Genomic DNA, 20,473 nt, shown 5'->3' with positions numbered 1-20,473 from the left:
GAAAAGAGTGTTACAGACGTGCCCACCTATGGACAAGTCAAAAGATAATAGAAAGTTTACCGGAAGAGTTGTCCAGTAGGTAGGTCGGCTGAGGCCCCTCTAGTTGGGGCCAGTCAGGTTTGGTGGCACAACCGGCGCTTCCCGTAGCACGAGAACGGTAATACGGCGGTTTTCTGTGCGGTTCGGTTGGTCCGGGTACAGGGGGTCTGTGCCCGCCTTGCCGACAACCTCAAAGAAGCGGTCCTGCGTTACGCCGGAATTATCCAGTACGCGGCGGGCGGAATTGGCGCGGTTTGCGGAAAGCTCCCAATTTGTCTCGCCATTCGGGCCGACAAAAGCGCCACCGTCTGTATGACCCTGGATTGTCACCCGGTTTGGCAGGGTTTGAATGGACTTTCCAATTTCAGCCAGCAGCTTCCGGGCGAAATCGTATAGTTCGTCCGTGCCGCTTTTGAACATGGCGCGACGGTCTTTGTCCAGCAGTTGGATCTTCATGCCATCTTCTGTGATTTCCATGATGATCTGGTCAGACATGTCCGCAAGGTCAGGAGACTGCTGCATGGCAAGCCTGAGCTGTTCCTGCATCTGGGCGAAAGCCGCGTCTTCCTGGGCCTTTAAGTTCACAGATCGATCATTCGGGAAGTTCGGATCCCCGCCGCCTTCTTCGGTCTGGCCGCGCTTGTCGCCGTCTGACGGGCCGCTTTGTGGCGGGCCGGGGACGGTGATAGCTACGACAGGAGATGGGTTGTTGCCGACTGCATCGCTGGACGGCGCATTGACAGCGTCAGAGCCGGTTCGGCCCGAAACTGCTGCTGTGGTTGGCGAAAAATAATCCGCAAGGCCCGCAAGGGTTTCCGGCGGAGCCACATTTAGAAGCCACAAGAGCATGAAAAAGGCCATCATCGCGGTCGTAAAGTCGGCATAGGCAACCTTCCAGGCGCCACCGTGGTGTCCGCCTCCCTGCACCTTTTTGACCTTCTTGATAATCGGCCTTACTTCGTCGTTGTCTGCCACTCTTGTCTCCCACCAGCACTAGGGTGCTTCAATCGCTTGCTACGATAGTGTGTCGAATTCCTTGTGTTAAGGATAAAGTTCAAGCTTAAGCATATGGTTAACGCTTTGGCATGAGTTTCAGAATATGCCTGCTGTCTGCTGGCACGGATTCTTTGGTCTCAATCCTGAAATATGTACCGTCCCGCCACATGGGGAACAGGTCGTCATAATGGTCTGACAGCGGGTTGCCTGACTGCCCGGTTGGGTGCGCATAAAGCGATTTGTCCAGGTCAGACAGGTCGAAAATGCCGCGATAACTTGGGCCAAAGGTCGACCGGTTTACTGCGCTGTCCCCCTGGCTTACACCGGCAACATTGATAGTGTGTGTGCTGCCGGACATAGGGGTGGTTATTTCGAAAAATTCTTTTAGAGCAGGAACTTGCCCAAAAGGTCTGTGAGTTTGGGTCAGGATATGTTCGCTGCCCCATTGCCAGCTTTTCCAGTCTGCACCATGACGCGCGGACAAGTCGGCGATGGTGGCTTCCATGGCCTGCCGGGCAAGAGAAGCACAGGTTTCAATCGTGTCTGCTGTTGTTGTGTTATCGCACCAGGCAAGCGCACTGTCGCGGTCAAGGGGTGGCTGTTCATAATAAGCGGGCGCGATCTTGGTGCGCTTGATGTCTGACCAGAAAAGCGTGCTTTTGATCAGTCGTGTACGTAAGCGTTTAAAGTCGCCATACAGGTCTCCCAGTTCATCCGCCATCAGGGCCGCCTGATACTGCCTAAGCCAGCTATAGAAAATTAGGGGCTCCGGCCTGTCTGCCGCCATGTTGCCGTCCCAAGCATGAAGGGCTTTGGCGATGTCTTCATTTTCGCCGCCCGCGGAGACGGCAGCGGCAATGAGCGGTGCCATTTCCCGCGCCATATCCGACGTGATGTCTTGTTGAAGAGCCGTGAAGCTCTCTAGGTCATGCTTTTCTGTAGCGTCCAGAAGATGGCGGATACGGTTGCCGCGGTAGGGCTGGGCCCAATCACGTGTCATGTAGAAAGGATAGTCGTTATCGACAATCTTCTCATTCGCTGTGGCAATCATGCCGCCTTCCGGGTTGAACCGTGTTGGCAACTGACCGTAGGGGATGAAGCCTTGCCAGTCATAATCCGCGATCCAGCCAGGGGAGGGCAGGCGCCCCATGATGTCATTGTCAGGGTGCCGGATGGGAACAAGGGCCGGGGCGTGATAGCCGATGTTCCCTTCGGTATCCGCGAAGATCATGTTTTGCTCGGGGCCGAAATAGAAGCTGCCGGCCATTTTGAAGTCTTCAAAGGTCTTGCTGTGTGCGAGCGCAAGCAAGCCTGTAATCGCCGTGTCCTCTTTCATGAGGGCGGTCCACTGCAGCGCCAGCACATACCCTTCGCGCTTAAACTCGGTGGGTGACGAGAGGGCATCGTCCATCACCGGGCCGTGGCGGGTTTCCCGCACTTTCAGCAGGACGTCACGCTCCCCTTTCACTTTGATCAGTTCATTTCTGATAATGAAATCGGCTGGTCCTTCGGGTGTCAGATACTGGTTTTCCCCGACCAGCTTTTCGATGAAGAAATCTTGCACGTCTGGGGCGGTATTGGTGAAGCCCCAGGCAATCCTGTCATTCCGCCCCAGGATGATGGACGGCGACCCGGGAAAGCCAACCCCCACAAGGTTTGTACCAGTGGTGCTGTTATGTAGCCTAAGCAGGTACCAGATGCTGGGGGTGGTCAGGCCCAGGTGTGGATCGTTGGCCAGCAGTGGTTTGCCGCTTTTGGTGCGGTCGCCGCTGATGACCCAGTTGTTGGAGCCAATGCCTTCCGGCAGTTCGCCGCCGATCATGGCAATGGTCTTATCAATCTGCAGCCCATACAAATTGCTGAAGTATGGGAAGGGAGGTTCTCTGTCGCCCGGATAAGTGGGATAAATAGCTGCCAATTGCTTTGGTGTCAGTTTGGTCAAAAGCCTGGCGCGTGACAGTTCCTGGCGCATGTTGCCCGAAAGGCTGAGCCACATCATTTTCTGCCAGACCATTGTGTCAATCGGGCTCCAGGGTTCGGGTTCAGCACCGAGGATAAGGAATTCGGGCGGCAAGGCGCCCTTGTGGGTCTCAAGATAGGCATTCACGCCGTCGGCATATGTATTGAGGGCAGCGCGGGTTTCCTGATCCAGCTTCTCCCAGGCGGATGCGGCACGATCCGCAAAGCCGAGCGTGCGGAAATATTTGTCGATCCCGAGCGTGTCCGGGCCAAGAATTTCAGAGAGGCGGCCGAGGCCAGCGCGGCGGTTCATTTCCATTTGCCACAGGCGGTCCTGCGCATGCACATAGCCGGTCGCGAAAAAGAGGTCATGGTCGCTGCTGGCGGAAATATGGGGCACGCCGTGTTTGTCTCGGGCGACGGTAATGGCTGCTTCAGGGCCCTTGATCGTCACGGTGCCGTCCAGGGTCGGCAGACTGCTTCTAACCCACCCGACCCCAAGAAGTACCGATAGTGCGATAACGCCGGCGATTGCCGCCAACCAGACCTTGAATGTGTTCATTTTGCCTCCCCATCCCTCTAAATGTTGGACACTTGCGACTTCCCCTCTTACACAGAGTGCCACACTCTTCACTAACCATATTGGACTGACTAGTCCAGTTTCGGAGGCGCGTATGGCAAATGTAGCATTCATCGGACTTGGCGTTATGGGTTATCCCATGGCGGGGCACCTGGCCAGGGCAGGGCATAATGTAACGGTTTACAACCGCACAGGCGCCAAAGCGGAGCAGTGGCTTGAGGACTATTCGGATGCAGAAGGTGTGGAGCTGTTTGCGGCGCCGACGCCTGCTGGTGCTGCTGCGGATGCGGATGTGGTGTTTGCCTGTGTCGGGGCAGACAAGGACGTCGCAGAGGTTTGCGTGGGCGAAGGCGGCGCGTTCACAGCCATGAAGGCGGGGGCTGTATTCGTCGATCACACGACGGCGTCGGCTGAATGTGCCCGCGTTATGGCGGCGGCGGCGAAAGAGGCTGGTGTCGGCTTTGTTGACGCGCCGGTTTCTGGCGGTGAAGCCGGTGCCGTTAACGGTGTGCTGACGGTGATGTGCGGCGGTGATGCGGTCGCTTTTGCCGAGGCAGAGCCGATCATGCAGGCCTATGCAAAGTCCGTGAAGTTGTTGGGCGAGGCCGGATCCGGCCAGCTGGCCAAGATGGTGAACCAGATTTGTATCGCCGGTGTGGTCCAGGGCCTGTCTGAAGCGCTGCATTTCGCCATGGAAGCCGGCCTTGACGCTAAAGCGGTTGTAGACGTTATTTCCAAAGGCGCGGCACAAAGCTGGCAGATGGAAAACCGTGCCTCGACCATGATCGACGGCGAGTTTGATTTCGGATTCGCGGTTGACTGGATGCGCAAGGACCTTGGGATTGTGCTCAGTGAAGCGACCAGCATGGGTGTGTCCCTGCCGCTGACAGCGCTTGTTGACCAGTTTTATTGCGATGTTCAGAAGATGGGAGGCAACCGCCAGGATACGTCGAGTCTTATCCGCCGCTTCCGAGGCTAGGCGGCGATTTCTATTGGTGGTTGGTTCTAACCGGCGGCGTGGTTTCTAAGGTGTTTTCTACACTTAACCGTGTCGCGGCTAGACTTTTTCTTCAGTTCACGTGGAAAGGGGCAAAAAACCTCTACGGGTAAAGGTATTCTTAATAGTCGTTCGCCTAAAAACACTACTAAGTAGTGTTTTTACCGGATTGTATGATGAAGTTTCTTACCTTTGCCCAAGACTTGGCAATCGGAAAAAAGATTGCCGCAGTAATGGCGACCATGGCTCTGGGCTTGCTGGCCATCATCTGGATGGCGCTCGCAATGGTTCACGACCAGATGCAGTCCGATCGGATCACCTCGCTTAAATGGATACTTGAAACGGCGCATGGCGTTGCCGCCCAACTGGATGTTCGCGTGCAGGCGGGGGAGATAACGCAGGATGAGGCCATCGCAGAGCTTGGCCGTATAGCCACGGGGATGCGTTATGCTGACGGTGAGTATCTGTTCGCTAACAATTTTGCGAATATCAACGTGTTCCATGCCGCTCGGCCGTCGCTCGTTGGCGGCGACCAAAGCCAACTGAAAGACGCAAACGGATTCTTCTTCATTCAGGAAATGTTGCGTATTGCGCAAACAGAAGGCGGCGGCAGTGTGCCCTATATGTGGCCTAAGTCCGGGTCTGACGTGCCAGTCCAGAAGCTGACCTATGTAAAGGCTTTCGAACCTTGGAAGATTTACCTGGGCACAGGCATTTATATGGATGACTTCGAGGCCGATTTTGCAGCCTTTCGGCTGAATATGCTGATGGGGGCCTCCATCGTGCTCTTGCTTTCCGGGGTGGTAACCTGGTGGATCGGGCGCAACATCACCCGTCCAACCAACAGACTTACGCTTGCAACTCGTGCCCTGGCAAATGGCAAGCTGGACACCGAAGTGCAGGACAGGGCGCGCAAGGACGAACTGGGCGAACTCGCGAACGCGGTTCAGGTCTTCAAGGAAATGGCAATCGAGAGCGAAAAGCTGAAGCTCGAAGCCGAAAAGCACCTGGAGAAAAGCGAAAGCATGCGCGAGGAGCAGCTCCGCCTGCAGGAAGAAGCGGAAAAAGCACACCGCCTCGCTGCTGAGCGGGATGAGGAAGCCGCAAACCGCCGCCGCGCTGCGATGCTTGATCTCGCGGGGGCTTTCGAAGGCGAGGTTGGTACCATAGTGGACGACCTGCAAAAAGTTGTTGAGGAAATGCGCGTTGCCTCGCGCGAGCTTACGAATAACACCGAGACCTCAAGCCAGGAATGCGCCTTGGTTGCCGGCTCGGCGGGTGAAGCGTCCGCGAATGTGCAGACCGTGGCAAGCGCGGCAGAGGAACTGACCGCCTCGATCCAGGAAATCAGTCGCCAGCTTGCTGAATCACGCGAAGGATCGTCGCGCGCTGTTGATATGATCAATAACACCGATGAAGCGGTCCTGTCGCTCGCCGAACAGGCGGAGCAGATCAACCAGATTATCAAGCTGATCACGGATATCGCCGAACAGACCAATTTGCTTGCGCTCAACGCCACTATTGAGGCTGCGCGCGCAGGAGAAGCCGGACGGGGCTTTGCCGTCGTGGCGACAGAGGTCAAGGCTCTTGCGACCCAAACAGGTTCCGCGGCGACGGAAATCGGCGAGCAGATCATTAGTGTGCAGGAAAAGACTGAAGCGACGGTTTCAAGTATACGGGGTGTGAAACAGCTTATCCATGACAACGACGGTGTCACCAGTGCCATCGCGGCCGCTGTGGAACAGCAGGGTGCAGCAACCCAGGAAATCGTCCGCAATATCCAGGAAGCTGCGAACGGTACAGCCGACGTGTCTGAACGGATCGAGACGGTGCAGTCACTTGCCAATGGGGTGGAAAACAGCGCTCAGTCGGCGCGGGCAATTTCACGTAAGCTTGGCGAAGTGTGCGAGACGCTGAACACATCTGCCACCAATTTCTTGAGCACGATGCGTAGCGAATAGGCGGCCACACCGGGCCATGTCGATTTTGTCGCCAGCATGGTCACTTGACTGGGGGCGGCAGTCCGAAGGGGGGCAGGAGCAATGTCAGGTTGGCGGGCTTTCCGGCGCCCGCATCCATCGGTCGTAATATTCAGCGAATAGCAAGCTGAGCCGCGATTGCCTGAATCCACCATCTTATCCTCAATCCGTCCTTCCGGACCGTATCTTAGGCTTGTCTGCAGAACCAAATATTTTCATATGTGGAATAAACGCAGGGCGGACCTTGAAGGCGACCATATGCTTTCCTATACTATAGGGGGTATAGTATAGGAGCAAAAAATGATCGCTGCCCAAGACAGGAAAGACATGAAGGTGCGTCTGGCCAGAATTGAAGGCCAGCTGCGCGGCTTGCAGAAGATGATGGATGCCGAAGATGCGGACTGCATCAAGGTGGCGCAGCAGATGCTGGCCGCGCGGAAGGCGCTTGATAAAGCCGGGCACGCAATGCTGGCCTGTATGGTCAAAGGTAAGATGGCCGGGGACCTCCCGGGCGGCGACGACATGGACATTGAGACATTGATTGGCAAATATGCCTAAGGAGTTCTGGTTATGAAAAATTTGAAAATGATTTCCGTTGAGGCGTTCAAGAAGGCCCACGACGCAGGAGCATGCGAGACACTGATTGATGTCCGGACTGGAGCCGAATTTGAAGCCTGCCACGTGCAGGGAGCCAAGCTGTTTCCCCTTCAAAGCCTGAAGCCAACAGAAATTCTGCAGGCAGTAGAAGGCAGCGACGCCCCACTTTATATTCTGTGTAAAGCAGGTGGTCGTGCCAAGAAGGCTGCGGAAGCCATTGCCCCGCATACAGACCGGGATGTTCTGGTTGTTGAAGGCGGCACCGACGCGTGCGTCACTGGTGGGCTGCCTGTTAACCGAAACAAGGAAACAATGTCGCTGGAGCGGCAGGTGCGTATTGCGACAGGGTCGTTGGTTGTTGTTGGAGCTATATTGTCCATGACGGTCGCGCCGGGCTTTATCTGGTTGTCTGCCGCCGTGGGCGCGGGGCTTGTCTTTGCTGGTGTCACGGATTCGTGTGCCATGGGCATGATGCTGGCACGCATGCCCTGGAATCGGTCCTAGGCTATATAGGCGCGTTGCAAAAAGCAGGCTTCCGAGCATTCTTTGGGGTGCTACTGCCTTTTTTACTGCTTTTTCCTTGACTTGGGGCGGGGTTTCCCATATTCCCCGCCCGTTAATGAATGGTTCTGGCAATAAAGCTAAGAACCGCGCGGGCACCATAGTGCACTGGTTTTCGGACAGCACACCGCCCGTGGCGCTTATTTGAAAGGAGCGATTCGCATGTCCAAGCGTATCCAAGCGAAATATAAAATTGACCGCCGTATGGGCGAAAACATCTGGGGCCGTGCCAAGTCTCCAGTGAATTCCCGTGAATACGGCCCAGGTCAACACGGTCAGCGCCGTAAAGGCAAACTGTCTGACTTCGGTATCCAGCTGCGCGCCAAGCAGAAGCTCAAAGGCTACTATGGCAGCATCTCCGAGAAACAGTTCCGTCGTTACTATGACGAAGCTGTGCGTCGCCGCGGCGACACCGGTGAGCACCTGATCGGCATTCTTGAGTGCCGTCTGGACGCAATCGTATATCGTGCGAAGTTCGTACCGACCGTGTTCGCTGCACGTCAGTTTGTGAACCACGGCCACGTTCTCGTGAACGGCAAACGCTGTAACATTCCTTCCCGTCTTCTGAAGGCTGGTGACGTTGTGGAAATCCGTGAGAAATCACGCAACATCCCAATGGTTCTGGAAGCGCAGCAAAGCCCAGAGCGTGACGTTCCTGAATATGTTGCTGTTGATGGCCCTAAAGCTACGTACGTGCGCATTCCAGCGCTCGACGAAGTGCCATACCCAGTGATCATGGAACCGAACCTGGTGGTGGAATTCTACTCCCGTTAATTTTTGCGGGTCTGGACATTTCAGGAAGGCCGTCCGGCATATGCTGGGCGGCCTTTTCTTTTGTTGTTCGTGCCTTCCGTTGCTGCGCAATCAGGCAATGAGGGAAGTATGCGACAGCTTGCACCTTGGCGAGAGTGGGTGGATGGGCTACACAGGCGTCAGAAGTATAGGGGATCAGTGTGGCAAACTCACTTCAGGAACTATGGAATCAGGCACAGCAGGCCCAGGCACAGGGACAGCTGGATCAAGCCGAAGCGTTGCACAAACAGATTGTCGCCAGTAAGCCCGATGCCTTGCCGTCGTGGCAGTTCCTTAGTGCGCGGGCTGCGGCACGCGGAGACTATGCGACCAGCGCGCACGCCATTCGAAACTATCTGAAGGTTGATAACCTGTCAGCCGAGGGATGGCGTTCCTTGGGCGTAGCCGAAATGCAGCAGGAAAATTGGGCCAAGGCGCTTGAAGCGTTCAAGGAAGCCCTGAAGCTTCAGCCGGGTGGCATGGCCAATTTAGTATATTTGGGTGGCGCCGCACAGAGGGCAGGTGAAGATGATCTCGCCGCTGATTGTCTTTCTCTGGCCCTGCAGGGCATGCCTGTGGCAGATATTTTGTCCGGTAACAGCAAAGCCGAACCCACGCTAAAAGCCATTCTTGAAGGAGCTCCAGCTTTTCTTGAAGAGTATGTTGCAAATCTGGTTTGGGGAGATATCGCTCACGATGGCGCGCTCGAAGGTGCACGCTGGCGCTTCCATGAAACGAAGGAACCGGTATGGAATGATCCACACCAGAAACCAGAGCGCTTCTATTTGCCAGCCATACCACCCAAGCCATGGTTTGGGCACGAAGACCTGACGTGGGGTAAGGCCCTGGAAGGTGCTTTCGACGATATCCTGGCAGAGGTTCAGGCCGCCTTGTCGCTCGATGATGCAACGCCCTATATTGCGACGCACATGGCGGAAGCGGAACAATGGCAGAAGCTGGCCGGCAACAAAGACTGGAGCGCGATCCATCTTTATAACGGCGGTATCCCCAATGAACGTATACTGTCCAAGTTTCCGAAAACCATGGAAGCTCTTGAGAAGCTGCCGCTTTGCCGAACCGGGGGGCGGCCTGTTGAGGTGTTTTTCAGCCTGCTGCAGCCTGGCATGCATATCGTGCCGCACCACGGTACCTCGAACGCAAGATTGACAGTCCATCTGCCAATCATCGTGCCAGAAGGCGAGGGCTGTATGCTGCGCGCGGGTGATGAGACCCGAGTGATGGAAGCGGGCAAGCTGTTCGCTTTCGATGACACGTTCGAGCATGAAGCCTGGAACAAGTCAGATAGCCTGCGGGTCAACCTCATATTCGAGACATGGAACCCAGCGCTTTCCTCAGAAGAGCAACAAGAATTGTCAGAAGTCATGGACCGGTATGACCAGTGGTTCTCTGGTCGTGGCCGGCGTATGGATTTCTTGGGGACAACCTTCGCACAAGCTGCGCAGGCAGAGCGTCTCTTTCAGATGGCGGAGCAGACTATCCGTTCTGGTGATCCCCAGGCCGCAGGACAACTGAGGCAGGCGATTGCGCTTAGCCCGAAACACAAGAAGGCTCTGCGTTACCTTGCAGATATGGCGTTCGATGCGGGCGAAGACATGCAGGGGCTTGAGTACCTGAGGCGCTGGGGCGCAGAGGTGCCGATGCATGCGCCGACGCAGTACCGTCTGGCTGTCGTGGAAGAGCAGATAGGGACCGCCGAGCGTGCCCGAGCGGCCTACCTGCGCTGCATTCATGCCGCGCCTGGCAATATTCTGTCATATCTGTATGCCGGATATTTCTTCGAGCAACAGGGTGAAGAGGATCTCGCCGCTCAGATATATTCGCTTGGAAACGATGTGGACGGGCGGTTGACGATGCTCTTTAGGCAGGCGGATGCAGACCCGGAAACCGCGCTTCGATCCAAGGCTGCTTTCCAGTGCATCTCTCGCAGGATGCATGCGCTGCATCAGGGGGCAACCCGAAATGCACCAAGAATATTGGAAGCCCAGTGGGTGCAAAACCTTGATCACCCTGTAGGTTACAGGGAAGCCGATCAAAAACCCCATGAGTTCTACATTCCGGGTATCAGTCCGCATCGTTTTCTGACGCGTGATCAAATGCCGTGGGCGGAAAAGGTGGAAGCGGCATTTGCGGACATCAAAGCCGAACTTCTTGCCGCCTTGCCCCGAGCGGACGAGGCCGGTAGGCCATATCTGGATGCGGGTACGGATATGGGAGCCGCTTTTGATCCGATCAATGGTAGCATGAATTGGACGGCGCTTGACCTCTTTAGGGACGGCAAAGCCAACGAAGCGCTTGTTGGCGCCTTCCCGAAAACACTTGATGTGCTTAAGGCTGCGCCGCTTGTCTGCGTTGGCGATGCGCCGTTTGAGGTTTTTTTCTCGCTGTTGAAGGCGCACCAGCATATTCCGCCTCACTTTGGTCTTTCAAACCACGGCATCACGGTTCACCTGCCGCTTCTGGTTCCGCCGAACTGCCAGATACGTGTAGGGCAGGAATGGCGCCCGTGGGTCGAAGGCAAGCTGATCGCCTTCGATGACAGTTTTGACCATGAGGCCCGCAACGACAGCGATGATTTACGTGTTGTCCTGATTTTTGAGGTTTGGCATCCAGATTTGACGGATGAAGAGATTGAGGCCGTCAGGGCAAGCTTTATTGCACGGGATAGTTGGTTGAAAGCCCGGCGTGTGCCGGAAGCGCCAGCAAGTACGGAGGAAATGTGATGCAGTTGCGCAAGGTTACAGACAAGGATGCAAAGGGCCTGATTGACTTGATCGGCGGCATATTCAGCGAATATGAGGGCGTGTTCCTGGAGCCTGATGGCCTTGATGAGGATCTGAAAGCTTATGCCAGCTACATTGAAGGCATCGGCGGAGAAGGCTATGTGGTGGACGGCGACGATGGCGCTCTGTTGGCTTGCGTTTCCTATGCGCCGCTTGAAGGAAACCGCTTCCAGCTCAAGCGTATCTATCTCTCGAAGGACCTGCGCGGGACTGGAATGGGGTTGAAGTTGCTTCACCATGTGGAAGACAAGGCGCGCGCGCGTGGTGCAACAGAAATGGAGCTGTGGTCAGATACCCGCTTTACCCGGGCGCACCGATTTTACGAGCGCGAGGGCTATGTGAAGCAAGACTATACCCGTGATCTGCACGACAGTTCCAACACTACAGAATACTGTTTTATCAAGGCTCTCTGATTTTACCGATCAGGGTGTTGAAGCGCTGGATGGCGTCAGGCTTCCAGATGTCAGCCTTGCGGTAGTATTCAGGCATTGCTGGCGTGCCGCTCCCAAGCGTTACCCATGGCTGTTTGCTATTGGTGAAAATATGCACATCTGGGGGCAGGGCAGCGGGGTCTTCCAGAGTGCCCACACGCACAAAGGAAACCTGTTCCCCCATGCCCGCATAATGGCTCCATAGCGTTGTCAGGCAGTCCGGGCATTTGATCAAGATCTGGCCCTTGCCACTCTCGCTTGGGACGTCAAGGCGCGCCAGTCCTCCCTTGATAACTTCCAGCCGGTCACTTTCAATCAGGGCATTCAGTGCGAACGCGCCTCCACTTTCCCGTTGGCACCAACTGCAGTGGCAGCAATGGACGACCAGTGGCACACTTGTCATTCGGTAGTGGACCTGACCGCAGGTGCAGCGGCCTTCAAACTCGCCTGTCATTATTTCACCTCTCCATGCTGGTGGCGTTTCCGGCGCCTTTTTATTTTATGCGCTACATATCAAGGGCATATGTTCCTTTTGCTGCGGCGACATGGCGATAAATACTATAGGTTATGTGATAGTCTTGAGAACATTTGATTTTCATGACGTTCTTGATCGCCCGGCCAATAGATGCTTGGCATCATGACGTGCGCAGACGTCAGGAAGTGGCCTCTGGTCAAATCTGACAAAATAACTCGTATTATTGAACGGATATGGTTCGATTGGCCTTGATCCGGCAAGGCAAGAAGCGTAAACCGGGGGCCTACACACATGTGTTCCGAGGGGAGCCCCGCTGCCAATAAGGGCGAGAAGGGCTGAGAGTCTGAAAGCAGCGTCCACGAGTGGAATGTCCGCGCAACAGTGACCCTTAGAACCTGATCTGGCTAACACCAGCGAAGGAACGGAGCTTTTTATGCCTGATACAGCCAATACCGATTTCAAAATCACCACCGGTCCTATCTCCGGCTCGAAGAAAATCTATGTGCGGTCTGAGAACGACCCGTCTGTGCGCGTGCCGATGCGGGAAATCCACCTGCATCCGACCGCGAACGAAGTGCCTGTGCGCGTCTACGACACCTCGGGTCCTTACACGGACCCGGCGGCCGAGATCGACATCTACAAAGGCCTGCCCGAGCTCAGGAAGGAATGGATATTGGCGCGCGGCGACGTGGAAGAATACGAAGGCCGCGACATCAAGCCGGAAGACAACGGCAATGTGGAAGACAAATATCTCGCGCCAGAATTTCCGGTGAAAAAGCGCCCCTTGCGCGCCAAAGAGGGCATGAATGTTACCCAGATGCACTATGCCCGCAAAGGCATTGTCACACCCGAGATGGAATTTGTGGCTGTACGCGAAAATCTGGGCCGCAAGAAGCAGGCCGAGGCGCTCAAGCGTTCGGGCGAAGGCTTCGGCGCAGAAATCCCTGACTATATCGATGGCGAGTTTGTGCGCTCTGAGATTGCCCGTGGCCGTGCTGTGCTGGTGAACAATGTGAACCACCCGGAAAGCGAGCCGCAGATCATCGGCCGGAATTTCCTGGTGAAAATCAACGCCAACATCGGTAACTCGGCGGTCTCTTCTTCCATTGCGGAAGAGGTGGACAAGATGGTCTGGGCCACGCGCTGGGGCGCGGACACGGTGATGGACCTCTCGACCGGCCGCAACATCCACAACACCCGCGAATGGATCATTCGCAACTCGCCTGTGCCGATCGGTACCGTGCCGATCTATCAGGCGCTCGAGAAAGTAGACGGCATCGCCGAAGACCTGACGTGGGAGATTTACCGCGATACGCTCATTGAGCAGTGCGAGCAGGGCGTTGACTATTTCACCATCCACGCCGGCGTGCGCCTGCCGTTCATCCACCTGACGGCCAAGCGCGTGACCGGCATTGTGTCCCGTGGCGGCTCGATCATGGCGAAATGGTGCCTGGCGCACCATAAGGAAAGTTTCCTCTACACCCACTTCGAGGACATCTGTAAAATCCTGAAGCAGTATGATGTGGCCTTCAGCCTTGGCGACGGCTTGCGTCCGGGCTCCATAGCTGACGCCAACGACGAAGCCCAGTTCGCTGAGCTGCGGACACTCGGGGAGCTCACCAAAATCGCATGGGAACATGACGTGCAGGTCTTCATCGAAGGGCCGGGCCACGTGCCGATGCACAAGATCAAGGAAAACATGGAAGAGCAGCTCAAGCACTGCCATGAAGCGCCATTTTATACGCTTGGGCCACTCACAACCGATATCGCACCGGGCTATGACCATATCACCTCGGCGATTGGTGCGGCGCAGATCGGCTGGTACGGCACGGCGATGCTTTGCTATGTGACGCCGAAGGAGCACCTTGGCCTGCCGGACAGGAACGACGTGAAGGAAGGCGTGATCACCTACAAGCTGGCGGCGCACGCGGCGGACCTCGCCAAGGGCCATCCGGCCAGCCAGATCCGGGACGATGCGCTTTCCCGTGCGCGCTTCGAGTTCCGCTGGGAAGACCAGTTCAACCTGAGCCTGGACCCTGACCGCGCCCGCGATTTCCACGACCAGACCCTGCCCAAGGAAGCCCACAAGGTGGCGCATTTCTGTTCCATGTGCGGGCCGAAATTCTGTTCGATGAAAATCACGCAGGACGTGCGCGATTATGCCGCCAAGAAGGAAGAGGCGGAGACAGGCATGAAGCAGATGTCGGAAGAGTTCGCCAAACGCGGCGCAGACCTCTACCTGCCTGCGGACGAGGTTGAGGCGGCTGAATAGCGTGTCTGCCTAACCCACTACCGAATATACCGAAAAGGCGGTCCTTGGGGCCGCCTTTTTATTTGCCATGACAGGCTTTCACCTGCCACCTGATCCCCCCCAACTGCCACCGGCGCCGATCACATATTTTTGTTCTCGCGCCTTCCTGTTTGACTGGCCGCCTATCCGTCATCCGGTTATGGTTTGGCCACGTATCAAGAATACTGATGTCAAACAGTTAAAGGGGGATATTCGATGAAAACTTTCTTCAAAGCTGCTGCGGTGGCTTTATCAATGGGCGGCATGCTCGCGGGCGCAGCCACGGCAGACCACCACGGCCATAGCGCGTCGGCCAAGCTTGACGGCATCCTGGCGGCCCAGCCGGATGAGGCCAAAGCGCGCTACCAGTATCGCCACCCCAAAGAAACGCTTGAGTTCTTTGGGGTTGAGCCAGGCATGACGGTCGCGGACACGCTGCCGGGCGCTTACTATAGCCGCATCCTGCTGCCGTATCTGGGTGACGATGGCGCGCTTATCGGCGTGCAATATTCCATGACCCACCGGGGCATTGACTATAAGGGCGACGCTGAAAAGCTGGCCAAACACAAGGCCTGGCCCGCGCGCTTCACCGAAATGGCGGAAGACTGGCGCGGCGGCAGCAAAGCAGCCATCAGCGCCCATCTGTTCGGGGATTTCCCGGCCTCAATGGACGGCACGGTGGACGTGTTCCTGATGCTGCGTGCCACCCACCACCTCAATAAGCACGACGGCGCGGCAGGCACGCTCAAGTCAGCGCTGGCGGATATCATGCGGGTGCTGAAGCCCGGCGGCACGCTTGGCATCGTCCAGCACCGCGCGCCAGAAGGGAGCAGCGACGAATGGGCCAAGGGCTTCAACGGCTATGTGAAGCAATCTGCGGTGATCAAGGCCGTGACAGACGCGGGCTTTGAATTTGTTGAGGCGTCAGAAATGAACGCGAACCCGAAGGACCAGCCAACGGAAAGCGACTATGTCTGGCGCCTGCCGCCATCCGGTGACGCAAAGGATATCGGCGAAAGCGACCGCATGACGCTGAAGTTCCGCAAGCCGGAGTAGGGCGGGTCATACCGTCACCCTGAACTTGTTTCAGGGTCCATCTTTCGAGTGGATATGCGGTTGATAGGTTAAATGGATGCCGTTTGTGAAGCTGGCGGTACGCCACCTGATCGGCGAATCCATTTTGGCGGTAAACATAGACTCACCGGTCAAGCCGGTGAGTGACGAACAAAGAAAAGGCGGTCCCCGTGGCCGCCTTTTTCTGTCGAACCTATTGGCTTTGTCTATGACTACTGGAACAAATACTGCTGTATCTGGTTCACAAGGGGCAAGAAGGCTGGGCATAAATTGGCGAAATCATCGTCGGATTTTCGAACGATGTGGTTTGCGATCAGTGATTTTCCTTTTTCCTTGAATTTGTACTTAACGAAAATTTCCCAATCTTTATCCATGTAGTCTTCTGCTGTCTTGTTTTCGTTAATCAAATCTTCGGTGATATTATCGGGCAATATTTCAATCAATTTCCGAGGTTCGAGGTAGTGTCTGGCGAGCGCATATTCCCAAATAGATTTCGGATATAAAGTCTCTAGCGTAATAGGGAGCTGCCAATTTGCCCTTAACACTGGAATAATATGTGTTGGCGTATCATAACAAAAACATTTGCATGATTGGGTGTTGTTGGGTTCAGAGTTCCATGTCTTTTTCGCACTTGCACCTGGCTGGTCTTTGTCTAATACGCCAACAGCTTTTGGTAGCCCTGGGTTGTGTTTTTGGACAGATCTCCAACCTGTCAAGTGATCTATAACATAACTATGACCGCCGCCAGGTGACTTGGTCTCAATGCTAACGAGTTGCTCTATTCCAGGCTGAAAAACACGAATAGCTTTTTCAATTAGCAGTTTGTCTGTCGTTCCCTCTACGAATATCTTTGCTTTGTTCTCATTGGATGCTTGTTCGGCTAGTAATTTGGCTCTTTCTCGATCTCTAACCTTATCTTCTATCGCCTGAATTTGTGGTGCAAGCAGAGTCATTGTACCCATTTTTTCATCTAGATCGCGGGCGGAGGAGTCTGCCATTGTGCCAGACTCTGGAGTTTCCAAGAAGACATGATGGCAAATAGTACTCTCCTTGGCATCTTCTCTTGCAGACAAATTGAAGAAAACTGGGGAATGAGTAGTCAGGAGGATTTGGGCTACATTACTAGTGCTGTATTCAGCAAAAGTGTCAGCTAGAGCGACACAACTTGATAGTTCAAGATTGTTTTCAGGTTCTTCATAGCCCCAAATAAACGAATAGGGCATTGCTCCTCGCGTCTGCAATGAACTCTTCTTCTCTGCCATGAATTTCAATATCAGAGGAATGTGGCGAGCTTTAATCCCATCCCCACGAGCGTCTAGAGATACCGAACTAGCGCCGCTTACAAAATCTAACCTCTCAAATATGTGGCTAAGGTCCCTAGGGAGCGCGAGTTTGGTATCAAAATGCAATGCATTTGTAATGTCCGTAGTGAGATCAACTAGGTGGTTCGCAATCGCCGTTTCAAAAGCCGAGCTAGATTTCAGAAAGGTTGCTGCAGCTACTTCAGAGATGATGCCGTATATCTTTCCTCTTAAGGTATCGAAATAATGAGCATCTTTGATCGCGGGAATGTATTGGAACTCGATCTTCTTAAGTAGGCTATGAAGGTTGGATTTCTCAGGAATTTCGACTTTTTCGCGTATATTTTTTTCAGGGCCTTTGAGGCGTATGCCATAGTAACCATCATCTAGCATGCCATCTGCCCGCCATCGCTTCTTCCAGATCAGTATATCGCCATTTGTAGCTCTGTAGGATTGAGGAATCTCAAACTCAATTTGAACAACTATTTGTGGCGCCTTTTTCTCTACGCGAACGTAGGCAAGACTGAAATCTTCTCTAAAGTTAAATGGGGTTCCGGGATTGGTTTGGTTGTTAAAAAAAAGGTTCAAAGCCCTAAGAATGTTAGATTTTCCGCAATCGTTTTTTCCAACCAACACAGACAAATTTTGAACGTCTAAGTTCAATCGGCGTATCGAACGAAAATTTTCGATAGTAATTTTTCGTATCAAAATACCCATCTGCTGACCAGGGTTCCTTAATTAGGGGGTTATTTTATCAAATATAAACGCGGAAAGTGTTCCGAATGCAACTGTGATGTTAGAATAATACAATTCACGCGTAGAGATTTGATCTCTAGAACTTAACATTGCCATCTATTCTCGTGGAAGGCTTGACGCTTTCAAGCGACATGCATGTTCGCAATTTGCCTAAAAGTTTGATATAAGCGCGGTGGGGACACTAAAGGGAACGTATCGGGGGATATATGCCTGACATTCAGACAGACAAGGAAGCCAAGCGTGCGCTTGACAAGCAAAAGGCCATGGGCGTTGGGCTGGGTTGCGCACTCGGCGCTGGTTTTGGCTCGGCAATCGGGGCTGGTTTCGGGGCCGTAATGGATGATATGGCCGTTGGCATGCCGCTTGGGATATCCGTTGGCATGGGGCTTGGCGTGATGGGCGGCAGCATTTATGGCGTGATTCTGGAGCGCCGCGCCAGGGAAGACAGCGAACAGTCTTAGGCCGGGGCCAAGCCCTGTCCAGCTGCATACCGCACCACACATCAACGCAGCCGAAAATAGGGCAGGACATGCTTTCGCAGGGCATGAAAGCCTGCTAGGCTTCGCGCTGGCATCCATCATTCTTTTGGTTGGCCCGGGGAGGCCTTTATGACGTCTGAAACACTTCAAACTTACCGTGTGTGGGACCGCACAACCCGCCTGTTCCACTGGATCAATTTCCTCAGCATTCTGGTGCTGATCGCCGTTGGGCTTGTTATCTATAATGCCAAGGCATTCGGCCTTTCCTCCGGCGGCAAGGTTTTCGCCAAGGAACTGCATGTCTATGCGGGCTATGTGTTCGCTATCAACCTGTTCTGGCGGCTCATCTGGGGCTTCATTGGCGGCGCTTACGCGCGCTTTGGCCGCATTCTGCCGTTTGGCAAGGGCTATGGCGCAGACCTGAAGGCTTACCGGTCTGGCGAAAAAACAGCCTGGCTGGGCCATAACCCCATGGGGCGGCTTGCTGTCACAGCGCTGCTGCTGCTCTTGACCATACAGGCGGTCACCGGCCTTGTGCTGGCGGGCACGGATATCTATTTCCCACCCTTTGGCGGCATGATCGCCGAATGGGTCGCGGCAGAGGGCGTAGACCCCGCCACTTTGGTGCCATACGCCAGGGAAATGCTTGACCCAGCGGCCTATAAGGACATGCGCGAGTTTCGCGGCCCCTTCATTGAAACCCACGAAATTGTTTTCTTCGTCTTGGCTGGCATGATCGTGCTGCATATCGCGGCGGTGGTCTGGTCTGACATCAGGCACGGCGGCGGCATCATTTCCGCCATGTTCACCGGCCGCAAGGCATTCAGCGAAAAACCGGCGGACGCGCCGGAGGATGATTAATGGGGACGTGGTTCCAAAGCCTAACTGATTGCGTGTCTGGACCCTGAAACAAGTTCAGGGTGACAGGTTTACCCGACATTTAGGTTTGTAAAAGCACTGTCATGCTGAACTTGGTTCAGCATCCATGCGGTGCTTCAATACTGGAAATTACATGCGAAAAGGCGGCCCGGTTGGTGCCGCCTTTTTTTGTGCTCTAATGGGCGATGAAGGGGTCTGAGAAACGCTCGTCAACCAGCAGGCTTTCATCCGTCAGGGTGTTCAGGAAGGCCAGCAGGGCGTCCTTTTCCGCCTGTGTCATATTCAGCCGCCGGGGCTGCCCGCCCGGCCGCCTCAGCCGCTGGTCCAGGTTCGGGCTTGGCTGAACGCCTGAATTATAGAATTCAATCACTTCCTCAAGCGTTTCAAACCGGCCGTCATGCATATAAGGCGCGGTCACGGCGATATTCCGCAGGCTTGGGGCCTTGAAGCGTTTGTCGCCTGCGCCGTCGTCGCCCGTGACGGTGATATCAAGGCCATTGTTGTGAATATCGTCCGCGATATGGCCGGGTGTGCCGTGGCACGCCGCGCAGCCAAGGGTGCGGCCGGCGCGGTCACCGCCCTGGCCGAACAGCACAAGGCCTTGAATTTCCTGCGGTGTAAACACGGCCTCGAAGTCCGGCGGGTTGCCGCCGCCGGTGAAGGCGCTGTCATACCTTGTATTTGTGCTGGTCATGGCTCGCACGAACTGCGCCAGCGCTTTTGCGATGCGGTCGCTTGTCACCGTGTCGCTACCGAAGGCGGCTTCAAACAGGGGCCCATAATAGTCTGTGGCCTGCAGCTTGGTCTCAAGTTCAATCAAGGTCATGCCCATCTCAACGCTGTCCTGAACCGGCATCAGTACCTGGTCTTCCAGCGTTTCGGCGCGCTCGTCCCAGAAAAAATGGCCGCGCTCATAAAAGCGGGCGTTCGCCAAACTCATGGAATGGCGGGCTGTCTGGCCGCCGTCAAAGCCGGTTGAAAGCGTCGCGGGGTCGGAAAAGCCGTTCGCTTGCTGGTGGCAGGACGCGCAGGAAACCGTGTCGTTCGCGGACAGTTTCACGTCATAAAACAGCACGCGCCCCAGTGTGGCTCCTGTGTTCGTAATGGGGTTGTCTTCTGGTGTGTTGTCTGCGTCAGCCAGGCGGCCACGGCGATAGTAAGCGGGCAGGGTGGCGTCTGTGTAATTCAGCAGCACATCAGGCAGCTGCGGTGCCTCCAGCCGTGTGGCTGGGGGCTGCGTGGTGTCGCCTATAGTGTCGGTAGTGCCTGTATTGGTGGGTTGCGGCGCTGGTGGCTGTACCGTAGGTGGTTGGGGCGGCTCGGGCGGCCTTGGCCGTGTGGGGCGGACCGAATCCGGCCGTGGCGGGCGCTCCTGGGCCTCGGCTGTGCCTATAGGGCCGGATGCCGCCATCAAGGCAGCCAGCATTAATGTGCTCATTGTTCGGCAAGTCGTCATTGCTTCCCCTTCCTTCGTTGCTGAAGGCTGG

Annotated in this window: 16 protein-coding genes and 1 riboswitch; of the genes, 11 read left to right on the top strand and 5 right to left on the bottom strand. The window is 55.3% G+C overall.

From position 1 onward, the window contains the following. Positions 1–99: 99 nt before the first annotated feature. On the bottom strand, positions 100–1,014 hold the full coding sequence (locus KORM41_RS03075) for a flagellar motor protein MotB (protein ID WP_068144343.1): 915 nt from the start codon (positions 1,012–1,014) through the stop codon (positions 100–102). Positions 1,015–1,111: 97 nt separating this feature from the next. Continuing rightward, positions 1,112–3,556 carry a penicillin acylase family protein gene (locus KORM41_RS03070; RefSeq protein WP_068144341.1) on the bottom strand — a complete coding sequence of 815 codons (2,445 nt, stop codon included), beginning with the start codon at positions 3,554–3,556 and terminating at the stop codon, positions 1,112–1,114. A gap of 112 nt (positions 3,557–3,668) precedes the next feature. Between KORM41_RS03070 and KORM41_RS03065 the strand changes: the two genes are divergently transcribed. The 7 genes from KORM41_RS03065 (at position 3,669) to KORM41_RS03035 (ending at position 11,714) form a co-directional block, all read left to right on the top strand. Continuing rightward, positions 3,669–4,553 (top strand): NAD(P)-dependent oxidoreductase, encoded by an 885-nt coding sequence (locus KORM41_RS03065; protein ID WP_068144339.1) that lies wholly within the window; start codon positions 3,669–3,671, stop codon positions 4,551–4,553. Between the two features lie 251 nt (positions 4,554–4,804). After that, entirely contained in the window at positions 4,805–6,532 is a 1,728-nt protein-coding gene (locus tag KORM41_RS03060; RefSeq protein WP_231727112.1) for a methyl-accepting chemotaxis protein, read from the top strand. Positions 6,533–6,850: 318 nt separating this feature from the next. Further along, entirely contained in the window at positions 6,851–7,108 is a 258-nt protein-coding gene (locus KORM41_RS03055) for a metal-sensitive transcriptional regulator (RefSeq protein ID WP_068144334.1), read from the top strand. Positions 7,109–7,120: 12 nt separating this feature from the next. Next, positions 7,121–7,651 (top strand): rhodanese-like domain-containing protein, encoded by a 531-nt coding sequence (locus tag KORM41_RS03050; RefSeq protein WP_068144331.1) that lies wholly within the window; start codon positions 7,121–7,123, stop codon positions 7,649–7,651. A gap of 219 nt (positions 7,652–7,870) precedes the next feature. After that, on the top strand, positions 7,871–8,482 hold the full coding sequence (rpsD, locus tag KORM41_RS03045) for a 30S ribosomal protein S4 (RefSeq protein WP_068144327.1): 612 nt from the start codon (positions 7,871–7,873) through the stop codon (positions 8,480–8,482). Positions 8,483–8,661: 179 nt separating this feature from the next. Then, positions 8,662–11,241, top strand: coding sequence for an aspartyl/asparaginyl beta-hydroxylase domain-containing protein (locus KORM41_RS03040; protein WP_068144324.1), 2,580 nt, complete (start codon positions 8,662–8,664; stop codon positions 11,239–11,241). Further along, on the top strand, positions 11,241–11,714 hold the full coding sequence (locus tag KORM41_RS03035; protein ID WP_068144320.1) for a GNAT family N-acetyltransferase: 474 nt from the start codon (positions 11,241–11,243) through the stop codon (positions 11,712–11,714). Before KORM41_RS03040 ends, KORM41_RS03035 begins: the two co-directional genes overlap by 1 nt. On the opposite strand, the gene KORM41_RS03030 is transcribed toward KORM41_RS03035, so the two are convergent. Further along, a complete protein-coding gene (locus KORM41_RS03030; RefSeq protein WP_068144317.1) occupies positions 11,701–12,186 on the bottom strand; it encodes a GFA family protein in 486 nt (161 codons plus the stop codon). The two genes, KORM41_RS03035 and KORM41_RS03030, sit on opposite strands and share 14 nt — an antisense overlap. Before the next feature lie 312 nt (positions 12,187–12,498). Further along, positions 12,499–12,646: riboswitch (TPP riboswitch) on the top strand. Between KORM41_RS03030 and thiC the strand changes: the two genes are divergently transcribed. Next, entirely contained in the window at positions 12,641–14,479 is a 1,839-nt protein-coding gene (thiC, locus tag KORM41_RS03025) for a phosphomethylpyrimidine synthase ThiC (protein ID WP_068144312.1), read from the top strand. (Overlaps the previous riboswitch by 6 nt.) Positions 14,480–14,713: 234 nt before the next feature. Continuing rightward, positions 14,714–15,553, top strand: a complete 840-nt coding sequence (locus KORM41_RS03020; RefSeq protein ID WP_068144308.1) for a class I SAM-dependent methyltransferase — start codon at positions 14,714–14,716, stop codon at positions 15,551–15,553. Positions 15,554–15,783: 230 nt separating this feature from the next. Here the strand turns inward: KORM41_RS03020 and KORM41_RS03015 are convergent, their stop codons facing one another. Then, the gene (locus tag KORM41_RS03015; protein ID WP_068144305.1) at positions 15,784–17,589 is read right to left on the bottom strand and encodes an ATP-dependent nuclease; all 1,806 of its coding nucleotides are present in this window, start codon (positions 17,587–17,589) and stop codon (positions 15,784–15,786) included. A gap of 245 nt (positions 17,590–17,834) precedes the next feature. Here KORM41_RS03015 and KORM41_RS03010 point away from each other — a divergent pair, with 245 nt between their 5' ends. Together KORM41_RS03010 and KORM41_RS03005 are read left to right on the top strand one after the other, a co-directional pair. Further along, positions 17,835–18,089: a hypothetical protein gene (locus KORM41_RS03010; protein WP_068144303.1), complete on the top strand. Its 255-nt coding sequence runs from the start codon at positions 17,835–17,837 to the stop codon at positions 18,087–18,089. A gap of 147 nt (positions 18,090–18,236) precedes the next feature. Then, a complete protein-coding gene (locus tag KORM41_RS03005) occupies positions 18,237–18,968 on the top strand; it encodes a cytochrome b/b6 domain-containing protein (protein ID WP_068144300.1) in 732 nt (243 codons plus the stop codon). A gap of 193 nt (positions 18,969–19,161) precedes the next feature. On the opposite strand, the gene KORM41_RS03000 is transcribed toward KORM41_RS03005, so the two are convergent. Further along, positions 19,162–20,424 carry a cytochrome-c peroxidase gene (locus tag KORM41_RS03000; RefSeq protein WP_231727111.1) on the bottom strand — a complete coding sequence of 421 codons (1,263 nt, stop codon included), beginning with the start codon at positions 20,422–20,424 and terminating at the stop codon, positions 19,162–19,164. Positions 20,425–20,473 lie beyond the last annotated feature (49 nt).

Source organism: Kordiimonas lipolytica, from assembly GCF_001550065.1.
The sequence above is the reverse complement of the archived record's forward strand: the minus strand, read 5'-3'. Positions and strand labels throughout refer to the sequence as shown.